Genomic DNA, 16527 nt, shown 5'->3' on the forward strand with positions numbered 1-16527 from the left:
TTCAGATCAGGAGAATTAACCATTTCTGAGGTGGAAGAACATCTTAAAGGCATGAAGCGGCAGTTGAAAAGCCCGCTTTCAGAAGGGCAAAAAGGGCTGTGGATGCTTCAAAAAATGTCTCCTGGGATGAGTGCATATCATATTCCTTTATGCTTTCGCTTCAGCAAACCAATACATGCAGAGATGTTCAAGAAAGCCCTTCTGTTTGTACAGAGACAATATCCGATCTTAGCCAGTGTGATTCAAGAAGAAAATGGCATTCCATTTCAATCGGTTCAGTTATCAAAGGATCTTTATTTTGTGGAAGAGAATATATCAGCAATGAAATCAGCAGATATCTTTCCTTTTCTAAAAGAAAAAGCAAAAGAACCTTTCCAGTTGGATGCTGGTCCGTTATGGCGCACACACCTTTTTCATCGGTTAGAAGAATGCATTGTTCTTATAACAATTCACCATATCATATTTGATGGTGTGTCGATGCTGACATTGATATCGGCGCTATTCGAAGCGTATCAACAATTGCTGAATGGGATTGAGCCCTTGCAGCAGCCATTAACAGCTGATTATTACGATTTTGTCGATTGGGAAAAACGGATGCTGACTGGCAGAGAAGGGGAAGAGCATCTCGCTTACTGGAAAGAACAGTTGTCTGGGAGTCTGCCAGTTCTTGATTTGCCTGCTGACCGTCCGCGGTCTTCAGCACGAAAATTCAAGGGGCAAGCTTATAAAAGCTTGCTCCCTCATCACCTGAGCAATCAAATTAAATCGTTTGCCCGCACCAATCATGTGAATGAATCGGTTGTGTTTCTCTCCATTTACAAAGTGTTGCTGCATCATTATACAAAACAAAAGGATATCATTGTTGGCGTTCCGACAATGGGTCGGCAAGAAGACAGATTTGAAACCCTAATCGGTTATTTTATCAATATGATGGCTGTTCGGAGCAAGAATATCGGATCTCAGCCATTAACAGCATTTATTCGGGAACTGCAGCTGACAGTGGCTGACGGCCTGGATCATGCGGCGTTTCCGTTCCCTGCATTGGTAAGAGAGCTGAATGTAGACCGCTCGGCCGCGGATTCTCCGGTTTTTCAAACAGCTTTTCTGTACCAAAACTTTTTTCAAGCAACAGGCTTGCAAAAAGTGCTCGAACCGTATCAAACGCTTGGCATCGAATATATTGAAGACATTCGGCAAGAGGGTGAATTTGAGCTGGCGCTCGAAATATATGAGCAAGAAAATGAAACAGTGCTTCATCTTCTGTACAACCCTGATTTGTATGAACTGTCCTCCATTGAAAGCATGATGGAGAACTATATGAAGCTCGCGCAGCACATGATGGAGGACCCGTCTTTGCCGCTTGAAGCCTACTCTTTGCGATTAAATCAAGAACAAACTAATTTGGTGGAACAATGGAATGCGACAGGGACAAACATCGCAAATGACAAGTGTATACATGAGGTGTTTGAGGAAAAAGCGAAACAAACCCCCGATGCGGTTGCTGTGATGTTTGAAGACAGATCACTTACATATAAAGAAGTAGATGAAAAAAGCACATCTGTGGCAGTCTACCTTCAACATCAGGGTGTTAGACCTGAACAGCCCGTTGGCATTTGTGCAGAGCGTTCGTTTGATATGATCATCGGAATTTTAGGAATACTGAAAGCTGGCGGAGCGTATGTGCCGTTAGATCCAAGTTTTCCGCAAGAACGATTAGAGTACATGCTCAAAGACAGTCAGGCATCCATTGTCCTCACCCAACCTAACGTTCATGATAGGATCAACGGATTAACTGGCAGCCGTGTAAAAGCGATCAATATCGAGTTAGCTTGCCGAAACGATTATACAGACCAGCAAAGCAGCGGTTTAAAGCGGGAAGTAAAACCGGAACACCTCGCTTATATTATTTATACATCGGGAAGCACTGGAGAGCCTAAAGGGGTTATGGTAGAGCATCGGAGCATTATGAATACCCTGAATTTTCTTGAATCTCACTATCCTGTAACGGCTGAGGATGCATATTTATTGAAGACGAACTATGTGTTTGATGTATCGATCTCAGAATTATTCGGATGGTTTATTGGAGATGGCCGTCTAGTGATTCTTCCGCCTAATGGGGAGAAATCACCGCAGCTTTGCATGGATTATATTGAAACATATAAAGTGACTCACATTAATTTTGTGCCGGCCATGCTGCATGTTTTTTTAGAAATGGCGAAAGACAACAAGCGATTCACAGAGGACGGTCCGCTGAAGTATATGATGGTTGCAGGTGAAGCCTTCCCTAAAGAATTAGTGAAAAAGGCGGTATCGCTCTTTACAAACTGCCGTGTTGAAAATATATACGGACCGACGGAAGCCTCCATTTACGCTGCGTATTTCGGATGCGGAAAAGGAGATATCGCAAGTCACCATACACCGATTGGAAAGCCTGTTTCCAACACGAAAATTTATATTGTGGACCAGCATTTGAAGCCTGTCCCGATCGGAAAGCCAGGTGAGCTTTGCATCGCTGGAGCCGGCTTAGCAAGAGGCTACTTTAAAAAGCCGGGGCTTACGGCTGAAAAATTTATTGATAATCCCTTTGAATCAGGGACGAAGCTATATAAATCGGGTGATTCAGCAAGGTGGCTTCCTGACGGCAACATAGAATACTTGGGACGGATTGACAGCCAAGTCAAAATACGCGGTTTTCGCGTCGAGCTGGGCGCAATAGAAACAAAGCTGGGTGAATTTCCGGGCATTTTAGATCAGGCGGTAGTGGTGAAGCAGCTTGAGGGCCATCAACAGCTCGCTGCTTATTATACAGAGGAAAGCGGACATGCCTCTGCCAATCCAAAAGATTTGCGCCTTCATCTAAAATCGAGTCTGCCCGAATATATGATACCTTCACACTTTATCCGCTTAGATGAGCTTCCATTATCGCCCAGCGGAAAAGTGAACCGTAAAGAATTAGAAAAACGCGAGATCGTGTTCAACAGAAGGAAACCAAATCACTTGCAATTAACGGAAATAGAGGATCAGGTGCTGCGTATTTGGGAGGAAACGCTCAAGGTCAGCGGATTTGGGCCGGAAGACGGATTTTTCGATGCGGGCGGCGATTCGCTTCTGGCTGTAGCTGTGGCTGAACGAATCAAAAAAGAATTCGATTGTGAGTTTCATGTTACTGAGCTGTTTGAGTTTTCCACGATCCGTGCAATCAGTGAATATATTTTGGAGATGAAAAACTCAGATCTAGCCGGGACACAAAATGAAGATCATTATGATATCAAAAAAGATAGAAAACACCTAGAACAGAAGATTCCCCCTTATTTTGATGACAGTGTTGCGATTGTGGGGATATCTTGCCAGTTCCCGGGTGCGAAAAATCATCATGACTTCTGGAACCACATCAAAGAAGGCAAAGAAAGCATACGATTCTTTTCTGAAGAAGAGCTTCGCGCAAATGGAGTTCCCGAAGAATTGATACAGCATCCTGACTATGTGCCTGTGCAATCTGTGATCGAAGGGAAAGACTTATTCGATCCCGGTTTCTTTCAAATCTCGCCAAAAGATGCTGAGTATATGGACCCTCAGCTCCGCCTCTTATTGCTGCACTCCTGGAAAGCGATTGAAGATGCAGGATATGTGGCTAAGGAGATTCCGGCAACAAGTGTATATATGTCTGCAAGCAGCAATTCATATAGAACGTTATTGCCGAAGGAGACAACAGAAGGACATGAATCACCGGATGGCTATGTCTCATGGGTTTTAGCCCAAAGCGGAACCATTCCCACAATGATCTCACATAAGCTCGGATTAAAAGGGCCAAGCTATTTTGTTCATTCTAACTGTTCTTCATCACTAGTCGGTTTATATCAAGCATACAAAAGCCTGACATCGGGCGAATCACAATATGCGCTTGTCGGGGGCGCAACATTGCACGCACAATCAGCGATCGGCTACGTGCACCAAAACGGGTTGAATTTTTCAAGCGACGGGCATGTGAAGGCGTTCGATGCTTCGGCGGACGGAATGGCCGGAGGTGAAGGCGTAGCAGTCATCCTGCTGAAAAAAGCTGTGGATGCCGTAAAAGACGGAGACCATATTTATGCCATTATGCGCGGAATAGGCATCAATAATGATGGGGCAGAGAAGGCAGGCTTCTATGCGCCTAGTGTAAAAGGCCAAACAGAAGTAATACAGCATGTATTGGATACAACCAAGATCCATCCTGAAACGGTCAGTTATATTGAAGCGCACGGGACGGGAACGAAATTAGGCGATCCTATTGAAATGTCTGCACTAAATAAAGTGTACAAGCAATACACCGACAAAACACAATTTTGCGGAATCGGTTCAGTGAAAACGAATATCGGCCATTTGGATACAGCTGCGGGGTTAGCCGGATGCATTAAAGTTGCGATGAGTTTATACCATAATGAACTTGCACCGACCATCAATTGTACGGAGCCGAATCCGGATATAAAGTTTGAAAGCTCTCCTTTTTATGTTGTCCGTGAACGAAAATCGTTAGAGAAACACGCAGGTGTCCATCGGGCGGCTCTGAGCTCATTCGGCCTTGGCGGAACTAACGCCCATGCAATATTTGAGCAATATGAAAACACTTCTGATGCAGGTACCGAAAACGAAGGCAATCAGCCTTACATCATTCCTATATCAGCTAAAAATAGTGAACGGCTCCAAGTATACGCGAAGGAAATGCTGTCCTATATCAGGCAAGACGAGCAAAGGTATTTCTCTTTAAGAGATATTGCATATACCTTCCAAGTCGGCCGTGAAGCAATGGATAACAGGATCGTTTTTATAGTGAACGATCTGGAAGAATGGAAACATCAGCTGGAAGCTTTTGTGACTGGAAAGCCGCTCATAGAAGACTGTATTCAAGGAGAAAAAACGAGAATGACATCCGCTGAACAGCTGCTTGGAAATGCTGAAGCAGATGATATGGCTTCATCACGAATATCAAAAGAAGAATTGAGAAAGCTTGCCAAGATGTGGGCAAATGGTTTTCATGTTGAATGGCGCAGGCTCTATCCAAATACAAAGCCACGCCGCATCAGCTTGCCGACATACCCTTTTGCCGAAGAACGATACTGGCCTGAAAGCAGCACCGGCGCTATCACAACAATTGAACCATCTCGCTTGCATCCTTTGGTGCACCATAATACATCGGTTCTGTCAGAGCAGCGTTTCAGCTCCATTTTCACAGGACAAGAGTATTTTATTGCCGAGCATATCATTAAAGGCATGGCGATTTTGCCGGCGGCGGTCACGCTTGAAATGGCAAGAGCCGCTATAGAACAAGGAATTGGCGGATTGGAGGATCATGAAACTGGAATCAGGCTGAAAAATGTCGTGTGGGTTCGCCCGGTTGTAGCAGGAAGTGAGCCGGTTCAGGTAAATATCGGACTTTACGATGAAGATGGCGAACATATTGCTTATCGGATGTATGGTGATCCGGAATCCGCTGATGCAGAACCAGTTGTATATAACCAAGGTAAAGCGGAATTGATTCAGTTAAAGCGAGAAAAAGCACTGGATCTTTCTAAGATCAAGAAACAATGTGATCAAAGCAGAATGGATGCTGCCTCGTTTTATGAAGGGATGATCGGCGCCGATTACGGTCCAGGTTACAAGAGTGTAGAGGCCGTATATAAAGGCGACGGCCAGCTGCTTGCCAAATTATCACTGCCAGAATCTGTTGCACATACGTTGGGCGATTATGTTCTTCATCCAAGTGTAATGGACGGGGCGTTACAGGCGGCTGAATATTTGCAAAATGTCGTCAGAGCGGAACTTTCAGACACTGAAGACTTTAAGGCAGCACTGCCATTTGCCCTGGAGGAACTTGAGGTCTTTCGTCAGTGCGTTTCTGACATGTGGGTTTATGTTCAATTCAACTCGAAAAACAAACCAGGAGATTTGATACAGAAAGTCGATATTCACCTATGTGATGAGCATGGCATGATCTGCGTGCGGCTGAAAGGATTTTCGACGAGAGTGATGGAGGCAGATATACAAACCGAACCATCAAAAATCAACGCTGAAACTTTATTGCTTCAGCCCGTTTGGCAAGAACAAAAGGCTGCTGACAGCTTAGCTGCAAAAAAATATGCAGAGCATCTCGTATTCCTATGTGAATATGATCATGAGACGAGAAAACAAATTGAAGCAGCTATCGAGGATGTCCATGTATACAGCCTGGAAGCAAGGCCTTCTTCAGTAGATGGGCGTTTTCATTCTTATACAGAACAAGTGTTTAAAAAGGTACAAGAGATCATTCGTACGAAACCGAAAGACGGCATTCTCGTTCAGATCGTAACCTCTGCAGAGGGAGAACAGCAATTGTTTTCAGGATTGACAGGACTGCTGAAAACAGCTTGTCAGGAAAATGCCAAACTAACCGGCCAAATGATTGAAGTCAGCAGTGAAGAAAGTGGAGAAAGCATTGCTGGCAAACTGTTAGAAAATCAAATGAGCAGCGATTCATATGTCAAATATCAAAACGGGACACGGTATATTGCTGATTGGCGTGAAATCAAACAGGCAAAAGGAGACGGCAGCAAACCGTGGAAAGACAATGGCGTTTATCTCATTACAGGAGGTGCCGGCGGACTAGGTCATATTTTTGCAAAGGAAATTGCGGAACAAACGAAAAATGCGACAGTCATTCTGGCGGGCCGCTCACCTCTTAGCGAAAGCAAAAGCAAAAAGCTGAAAGAGCTTCATAGCAAGGGGGCTGACATCACCTACCGGCAAACAGATGTTACCAATAAAATTGAAGTCTATCAGCTCATTGACGACATTCAAAAAAGATATGGCCGTCTGAACGGTATTCTTCATAGTGCCGGAATCATCAAGGACAGCTACCTGGTTAATAAACAGGCAAAAGATCTGCACGATGTACTGGCGCCTAAAGTAAAAGGGCTTGTTTATCTAGACGAAGCGAGTAAGGATTTGCCTTTAGACTTCTTTATTCTCTTTTCATCTCTTTCAGGAAGTTTAGGGAGCATTGGTCAGTCTGACTATGCGGCAGCCAATGTATTTATGGATATGTATGCAGGCTATCGAAATCGGCTTGCCGACCTCAGCCAGCGGCATGGGAAGACGCTTTCTGTAAACTGGCCTTTATGGAGAGATGGAGGCATGCAGGTCGATCAAGAAACTGAGAAAAGGCTTGTGCAACTGGCCGGTATTGTTCCTATGAGGGCGGAAAAAGGAATTCAGGCATTATATCAAGCACTTCATTCAGAGGCAAACCAAGTAATGGTGATCGAAGGCGATGTGCAGAAAATAAAACAAAACATGCTGGCCAAAAACGCCTCAGCACCTATGGAAAAGAAGGAAGCAGAACACATGACTGAACAAATAAATAGCATTGATACAGACAGTTTGCTGGATAAAGTAAAGGCGATGTTAAAGCGAGAGATCGCCAAGCTGTTAAAGGTCAAGCTTGAAACGATTGATGATCATGCCGAGATGACGGTGTATGGTTTTGATTCTATCTCCATGACTGAATTCACCAACCATATCAATCGCGCCTATCAGTTAGAGCTGACGCCAACCGTATTTTTTGACCACCCGACGATTCATGCGTTTGGTAAGCATTTGTCAGAAGAATATCAATCGGTATTTGCGAAGACATTTGCTGTGCGCGCTGCATCGGCTCAGCTTCAGCCTGCTGCGAGACAGGAACAAGCCGTGCGTACCAAAGCTAAAAGACGCAGAAAGCAGCAAGTCATGCTGCCAAACGCCATACAGAGTGATGCAGGGCCTGAGCCAATTGCCATTGTGGGCATAAGCGGGATTTTTCCTATGGCGAAAGATGTTGAGGCGTACTGGAACATCTTAAAAGAGGGCAAAGACTGCATGACGGAAATCCCGAAAGATCGCTGGGATTGGCGTGAATATGAAGGTGATCCGGCGAAGGAAGTCAATAAAACGAACGTGAAATGGGGCGGTTTTATTGACGGTATTGCAGATTTTGATCCATTATTCTTTGGCATTTCCCCACGTGAAGCTGAACAAATGGAACCTCAGCAGCGCTTACTGCTGACTTACGCCTGGAAAGCGATCGAAGATGCAGGATATTCGGCGAAAAGGTTGTCAGGCACAAAAACCGGCGTCTTCATCGGAACGGGAAATACAGGATACAGCTCTCTTCTATCTAAAGCGAACTCGGCAATAGAAGGATCAGCGGCAGCCAATACGAGCCCATCGGTCGGTCCGAACCGTGTCAGTTATTTCCTTAATCTGCACGGGCCGAGCGAACCGATTGATACAGCGTGCTCTAGTTCACTAGTGGCGATCCACCATGCCATCTCTTCAATTGAGGAAGGCACTTGTGACATGGCATTAGCCGGCGGTGTAAATACGATTATCCTTCCTGAGGTGTATATCAGCTTTGATAAGGCGGGAGCACTGAGCAAAGAAGGAAAATGCAAGACGTTTTCAAATCAAGCTGATGGTTTTGCGCATGGGGAAGGTGCCGGCATACTGTTCCTGAAAAAATTAAAAGCGGCTGAAGAAGCGGGAGACCACATTTACGGAGTCATAAAAGGCAGTGCAATCAATCACGGCGGCCGTGCAGCCTCTTTAACGACTCCCAATCCGAAGGCGCAGGCAGATGTTATTCAGTCGGCATATCAAAAAGCGGGAATCGATCCGAAAACCGTGACCTACATTGAAGCCCACGGAACCGGGACGGAGCTTGGAGACCCGGTTGAAATTAACGGTTTGAAATCAGCTTTTAAAGCATTGGGTGTAAATGAGGGAGACACATCAGCCAATCCTTACTGCGGTTTAGGTTCTGTAAAGACAAACATTGGCCACTTATCGCTGGCAGCCGGTGCAGCAGGAGTTATTAAAATATTATTGCAGCTTAAGCATAAAACCTTAGTGAAAAGTCTGCATTGCGAAAACGTGAATCCATACATTCAGCTGAAAAACAGTCCGTTCTATATCGTACGGGAAACGGAAGAATGGAAAGCGCTGAAAAATGAACGGGGAGAAGAGCTTCCTCGACGGGCAGGTGTCAGTTCATTTGGAATCGGCGGAGTAAACGCCCACGTGATTATCGAGGAATATATTCCGGAAGCATCCGATGAGAATATACCATCCATCACGCCGGAACATCCGGGTATCTTCGTTTTATCGGCTAAAAATGAAGCGCGGCTAAAAGAACATGCACAGCAGCTGGCAGATGCGCTTGATAAGCAATCATATAGTGACGTAAATCTCGCCCGAGTCGCTTATACACTGCAAGCCGGACGGGATGCGATGGAAGAACGTCTCGGGATTATCTCCGGTTCCATTGAGGATGTACAGCAAAAGTTAAAAGACTTTGCAGCAGGCAAAAGCGGTGTGGAGGATGTATTTAAAGGCAGGATTGATAAAGGCACACTCCAAATGCTGACAGAGGACGAAGAGATTCAAGAAGCCGTCGAGAAATGGATGGAACGGGGAAAGTATGCAAAATTGCTTGAATTATGGGTAAAGGGGCTTGATGTAGACTGGACGAAATTGTATGGCGAGAATCTGCCAAAGCGCATCAGCTTGCCGACGTATCCTTTCGCAAAAGACCGTTATTGGATTTCTGATCATATTGAAAAAAGCAGCAGCATTGATGCAAATCAAGCAGCCTCCCGCCTTGGCGGAGCCGTGCTGCATCCATTAATGCATCAAAACACATCGAATCTCTCGGAACAAAGGTTTAGCTCTATTTATACGGGAGAAGAGTTTTTCCTCGCTGATCATGTTGTGAAAGGCCAACGGATTTTGCCGGGAGTGGCTCATCTTGAATTGGCGCGGGCAGCTGTTGAGCAGGCCGCAGAGGTACAAGGTGTACCACGCATCATGAAGCTAAAGAATGCGGTGTGGGTGCGGCCTATTGTTGTAGAGGATCAGCCGCAGCAAGTACACATTAGGCTTTTACCGGGAGAAAATGGTGAGATATCTTATGAAATCTATGGTCATTCAGACGTTACTGGCGAACAGTCAATCGTCTACAGTCAAGGCAGCGCGGTATTGAATCCTGCTGAAAATCTGCCGGCGGTTGATTTGCAATCTCTGCGGGAGCAGTGTCAGGAAAGCCATTTCAGCGTAAACGAAGTATACGACACCTATCGAATGATTGGATTTGAATATGGTCCTGCTTATCGCGGAGTGAAAAAAATCTATACAGCTGAACAATTTGTTTTGGCAAAATTGTCATTGCATCCGTCAGCTGCAGATACGCTCAGCCAATACAAAATGCACCCTGGGCTGATGGATTCTGCTTTGCAGGCGTCAAGCATTTTGACAGGCGCCGGGGATAACCAGCTGACACTGCCTTTTGCGGTCCAGGAGCTTGAAGTCTTCGGAGCATGTTCGTCAGAAATGTGGGTATACGCAAGATACAGCCAAGGCAGCAAGGCAACTGATAAGGTGCAAAAGCGCGATATTGATATTTTAGATGAGAGCGGCAATGTTTGCGTACGGATGAAAGGATTATCTTTCAGAGCAGCAGAAGGCGGCTCTGGATCGGCGGAATCTGATCAAACGCTGGCAACCCTGATGTTTGAAGAAAAATGGGTGCCTAAGGATTTTAAAAAAGATAGTCCTGAGCCTCATTACGAACGGCACATTGTCATGCTTTGCGACATGAATGGCCTCTCAAAAGATCGCATTGAATCAAGAATGACAGGAGCGGAATGCATCGTTTTGGAGTCATTCCGCGAAGGACTTGCAGAGAGGTTCCAAGATTATGCCGAACAAGCGCTTGAGACGGTCCAGGGTCTTCTCAAAAGCAGACCTCAGGGCAATGTTCTGATCCAGCTACTTACCTCTGCACAAAGAAAGCAGTACTCATTCTCAGGGCTATCGGCGCTCCTTAAAACCGCCGGCCTGGAGAATAAAAAACTAATCGGCCAGACGATTGAAATCGATTCACATGAAAATATTGAAAGTGTAATAGAAAAACTGAAAGAGAATAAAAGGCACACAGAAGATCAGCACATCAAATATGAAAAAGGCAAACGGTACATCAATGATCTGGATGAAATGCAAATAGATGATCGGGAAATAAGCATGCCGTGGAGAGATAAAGGTGTTTACCTCATCACGGGCGGCGCAGGAGGACTTGGGTTTATTTTTGCAAAAGAAATTGCTCGTCAAGCCGAACAGCCTGTGCTCATTCTGACAGGCAGATCCGAGTTGAATGCGGATCAGCAGGCGGAGCTTAACGAACTTCAGCAATTAGGGGCTCGCGCAGAATACAGGCAGGTTGACGTGACACAAACGGAAGCAGCCTCCGAGCTTATCACAAGCATTACGTCTGATTACGAAGACTTGAATGGTGTCATTCACAGCGCTGGGCTGATTAAAGATAACTATCTTATGAGCAAAACCAATGAAGAGCTGACACAAGTTCTCGCTCCTAAGGTGAAAGGGCTTGTGAATGTGGATGAGGCAACCGAGCATCTTGCGTTAGATTTCTTTATCCTCTTTTCTTCAATATCAAGTGTTGCCGGCAGCGCGGGACAGGCCGATTATGCAATGGCTAATGCATTTATGGACAGTTATGCTGCTTATCGAAATGCGCTTGTAACCGCCATGTACAGGCACGGACAAACGTTGTCAATCAATTGGCCGCTCTGGAAAGAAGGCGGCATGCGCGCGAATAAAGAAATTGAAAACATGACGTTGAAAAACACAGGTGTGACTCCAATGCGGACCGAGACCGGCATTCAAGCGCTGTATAAAGGTTTGGCATTTGGCAAAGATCAAGTCATCGTCATGGAAGGATTCAAAGACATGATGAGGGAAAAGCTGACTCAAAAGCCGTCTTCTGATGAAGTGCCAATGAAAACAGTGCAAGTACCGGTGACATCTGAAGCAAGAATGGATCAAGGGAATATGTTCGATCACATTCAAGAAGTTTTAAAGCAAACAATCTCTCAATTGCTCAAAATCAAACCTGAAGAGATCGACCCGGACATGGAGTTTAATCAATATGGATTTGATTCGATTACGTTAACTGAATTCGCAAATACACTGAATGAGAAGTACAAGCTGGATCTTACGCCTACGATCTTCTTTGAGCACGCAACTGTTTATGCATTTGCAGGGTATCTGTCAGAAGAATATCCAAATGCTTTTACAGCTCAAACGCCTGCCAAAGCTGGGGTGCTGATGCAGCCTGTCGAACAGAATATAAAAAATATGACGTTTTCGACTGAAAACCGCTTTGTAAAACCTTCGGTAACACCAATGCAAAAGGAAGCTGATCACAAGCCTGAGCCTATTGCGATTGTTGGGATGAGCGGGGTTTTCCCAAAGGCAAAAGACGTTGAGGAATATTGGAAGAACCTGTCATCGGGCACAGATTGTATTACAGAGGTTCCAAAAGACCGCTGGGATTGGCAGGAGTATTACGGAGACCCTCTGAAAGAAGCGAATAAAACAAACGTCAAATGGGGCGGTTTTATTGATGAAGTAGCTGACTTTGATCCATTGTTCTTCGGCATATCTCCGCTGGAGGCTGAGCAGATGGAGCCTCAGCAGCGCCTGTTAATGACCTATGCGTGGAAGGCGGTAGAAGAAGCGGGACACTCAGCGAGAAGCCTGGCAGGAACCAAAACGGGCATCTTCATCGGGACAGGAAACACAGGGTACAGTTCACTTCTGTCAAATGTAGACATCGAAGGCTCAGCGGCTGCGAATATGAGTCCTTCTGCAGGACCGAATAGAGTCAGTTATTTCCTGAACATTCATGGGCCGAGTGAACCGATCGACACTGCGTGCTCAAGCTCTTTGGTCGCCATTCATCATGCGGTTTGCGCCATTGAAAATGGAAACTGTGAAATGGCGATTGCGGGAGGGGTCAACACGGTCGTAACTCCGCAAGGCCATATCGCCTATGATAAGGCCGGGGCGCTGAGCAAAGAAGGAAGATGCAAAACATTTTCTGACAAAGCCGATGGATTCGCAGTCAGTGAAGGTGCCGGCATTCTCTTTCTGAAAAAGCTGACAGCGGCTGAACGAGACGGTGATCATATTTACGGTGTCATTAAAGGAAGTGCGGTAAACCACGGTGGCCGCGCAAATTCTCTAACGACTCCTAATCCGAAAGCTCAGGCGGATGTCGTAAAAACAGCATATGAAAAAGCGGGAATTGATCCAAGAACCGTAACTTATATTGAAGCGCATGGGACTGGAACCGAGCTGGGCGATCCAGTAGAAATCAACGGCTTAAAAGCGGCATTTAAAGAGCTGTATGAAAAAACGGGGGACCCGGCTGTTCATGGCAGCCATTGCGGACTTGGATCAGCGAAAACAAACATCGGTCACTTATCGCTGGCGGCCGGTGTGGCGGGTGTCATTAAAGTGTTATTGCAGCTCAAGCATAAAACGCTTGTCAAAAGTCTGTACAGTGAAACTGTTAATCCATATATCAGACTGGATGACAGCCCGTTTTATATTGTGCAGGAATCGAGAGAGTGGCAGGCGCTTCGGGATGAAGCCGGCCGAGAGCTGCCGCGCCGCGCAGGCATCAGTTCGTTCGGGATAGGCGGCGTCAATGCCCACGTGGTCATTGAGGAATATATTCCGAAAGAAACAACCCATCCTGCAACAGCACCAGCTGTGACAGCACAGCACCCGGGCATCTTTATTTTGTCGGCAAAGGATGAAGATCGTCTGAAAGACCAAGCCCGGCAATTAGCAGACTTTATCAGCAAGCGATCTATCACTGCTCGTGACCTCACTGATATTGCTTATACACTCCAAGAGGGGCGTGATGCAATGGAGGAGAGATTAGGGATCATCGCTGTCTCGACTGGGGACTTGCTGGAAAAACTAAACCTCTTTATAGAAGGAGGCACCAATGCGAAGTACATGTACAGAGGCAGAGCAGAAAAAGGTATCGCACAAACATTGAGATCAGATGACGAAGTACAGAAAACGCTCAACAATAGCTGGGAGCCTCACATATATGAAAGACTGCTTGATTTATGGGTAAAAGGCATGGAAATAGGCTGGAGTAAACTGTATGACGGCAAACAGCCGAAACGCATCAGCCTCCCTACCTATCCATTTGCGAAAGAACGCTACTGGATAACGGATACGAAAGAGGAGGCAGCCGCCCATCAAACAGCTTTAAAAACAGTCGAATCAGCAGCTTTGCATCCATTGATACATGTCAACACATCTGATTTGTCAGAGCAGCGTTTCAGCTCGGCCTTTACAGGTGCTGAGTTCTTTTTCGCCGATCATAAGGTGAAGGGAAAACCGGTTATGCCGGGCGTGGCATATCTTGAGATGGTTCATGCTGCCGTTACAAGAGCAGTGAGAAGAACCGAAGATCAACAATCTGTTATTCACATCAAAAATGTTGTGTGGGTGCAGCCGATTGTGGCGGATGGCCAGCCTGTTCAAGTGGATATCAGTCTAAATCCCCAGCAGGACGGCGAGATTGCTTTTAACGTCTATACAGAGGCTGCACACAATGATCGAAAGATACATTGTCAAGGCAGTGCTTCAATCCGTGGGGCAGGAGACATTCCAGTCCAGGATATCAGCGCGCTTCAAGACCAATGCAGTTTAAGCACACTCTCACACGACCAGTGTTATGAATTGTATAAGGCGATCGGCATTGACTACGGACCTGGTTTTCAAGGGATAGATCGGCTTTACATCGGCCGCAATCAAGCCTTGGCAGAGCTTTCTCTGCCTGCTGGTGTAACTCACACACTGAATGAATTCGTTCTTCATCCAAGTATGGCCGACTCTGCTTTACAAGCGTCGATCGGGCTAAAGCTGAATTCCGGTGACGAGCAGCTTTCTCTGCCTTTTGCGCTGCAAGAGCTAGAAATATTTAGCCCGTGTACAAATAAAATGTGGGTGTCTGTGACATCTCGTCCTAATGAGGACAAAATACAGAGACTGGATATTGATTTGTGTGATGAACAAGGCCGAGTGTGTGTAAGAATCAAGGGGATTACCTCAAGGCTGCTGGAAGAAGGCATACAACCGCCAGACGGGCCGACATCACTAGGAAACTCCAAAGCAACTCTTAACGGAGCGCTTCTTATGGCGCCGATATGGGATCGAGTGCAGCTGGAGAAGAGGAGCATTTCGCCTGCTGATGAGCGTGTTGTCATCCTCGGAGGGGATGACAACAGCAGAAAAGCTGTTCAAAGGGAGTTTCCGTTTGCCAAGGAGCTGTACATTGAGCCGAACGCATCAATTCATAGAATTACAGGCCAGCTTGAAGCACTCGGATCGTTTGACCACATCGTGTGGATGTCTCCTTCTCGTGTGACAGAGTGCGAAGTCGGCGATGAAATGATTGAAGCCCAAGATCAAGGCGTCATTCAAATGTATAGGCTCATTAAGGCAATGCTTTCTTTAGGCTATGGACAGAAGGAGATAAGCTGGACGGTCGTGACGGTGAACACACAATATGTTGATCAGCATGATATTGTCGACCCGGTCGATGCCGGGGTGCACGGCCTGATCGGTTCAATGTCAAAAGAATATCCAAATTGGCAGACAAAGCTGATCGATGTTAAAAAATACGAAGATCTGCCGTTATCTCAACTCCTTTCCTTGCCTGCCGATCAAGAAGGGAATACGTGGGCCTATCGAAACAAGATTTGGCATAAGCTTCGTCTAATTCCAGTACACAACAATCAACCGGTGCACACGAAGTATAAGCACGGAGGCGTTTATGTTGTCATAGGCGGAGCTGGCGGTATTGGTGAGGCGTGGAGTGAATATATGATCAGAACATATCAGGCGCAGATCGTTTGGATTGGCAGAAGGAAAAAGGATGCAGCCATTCAAAGCAAGCTGGACAGACTTGCACGTCTAGGGCCAGCCCCGTATTACATTCAAGCAGATGCGGCTAACCGAGAGGAATTAGAACGCGCGTATGAAACAATGAAACAAACGCATCATGAAATCAACGGCATCATCCATTCTGCGATTGTCTTACAAGACCGAAGCCTGATGAATATGAGTGAGGAATGTTTCAGAAACGTTCTTGCTGCAAAGGTTGATGTAAGCGTGCGAATGGCCCAAGTTTTCCGGCATGAACCACTGGATTTTGTTTTGTTTTTCTCTTCCGTACAATCGTTTGCAAGAGCTTCCGGACAAAGCAATTACGCTGCGGGCTGCAGTTTTAAGGATGCTTTTGCACAGCGGCTTTCTCAAGTATGGCCTTGTACAGTAGCCGTGATGAATTGGAGTTATTGGGGAAGCATTGGTGTTGTTTCATCACCGGATTACCAGAAGAGAATGGCTCAGGCAGGCATAGGCTCAATTGAATCCCCTGAAGCAATGGAAGCTTTGGAATTGCTGCTCGGGGGACCGCTGAAGCAGCTAGTAATGATGAAAATGGCAAACGAAACGAATGATGAAACGGAACAGGCAGACGAAACGATTGAAGTGTACCCGGAAACTCACGGCTCCGCCATTCAAAAGCTGCGAAGCTATCACCCGGGTGACAGCACAAAGATTCAACAACTGTTATAGGAGGGGAAG

At 46.0% G+C, this 16527-nt stretch carries 1 protein-coding gene; it reads left to right on the forward strand.

Translation table 11 applies throughout. From position 1 onward, the window contains the following. Window positions 1–51 precede the first annotated feature (51 nt). Window positions 52–16518: an amino acid adenylation domain-containing protein gene (locus tag NSQ12_RS09505; protein WP_339176677.1), complete on the forward strand. Its 16467-nt coding sequence runs from the start codon at window positions 52–54 to the stop codon at window positions 16516–16518. The last annotated feature ends 9 nt before the right edge of the window (window positions 16519–16527 follow it).

This window comes from Bacillus sp. PS95 (assembly GCF_037963565.1).
GTDB lineage: Bacteria > Bacillota > Bacilli > Bacillales > Bacillaceae > Bacillus > Bacillus subtilis.

What these genes read in the sequence shown, in the direction of transcription:
- NSQ12_RS09505 (WP_339176677.1), top strand. Translation starts at nt 52, where the DNA reads ATGAAGCGGCAGTTGAAAAGCCCGCTTTCAGAAGGGCAAAAAGGGCTG.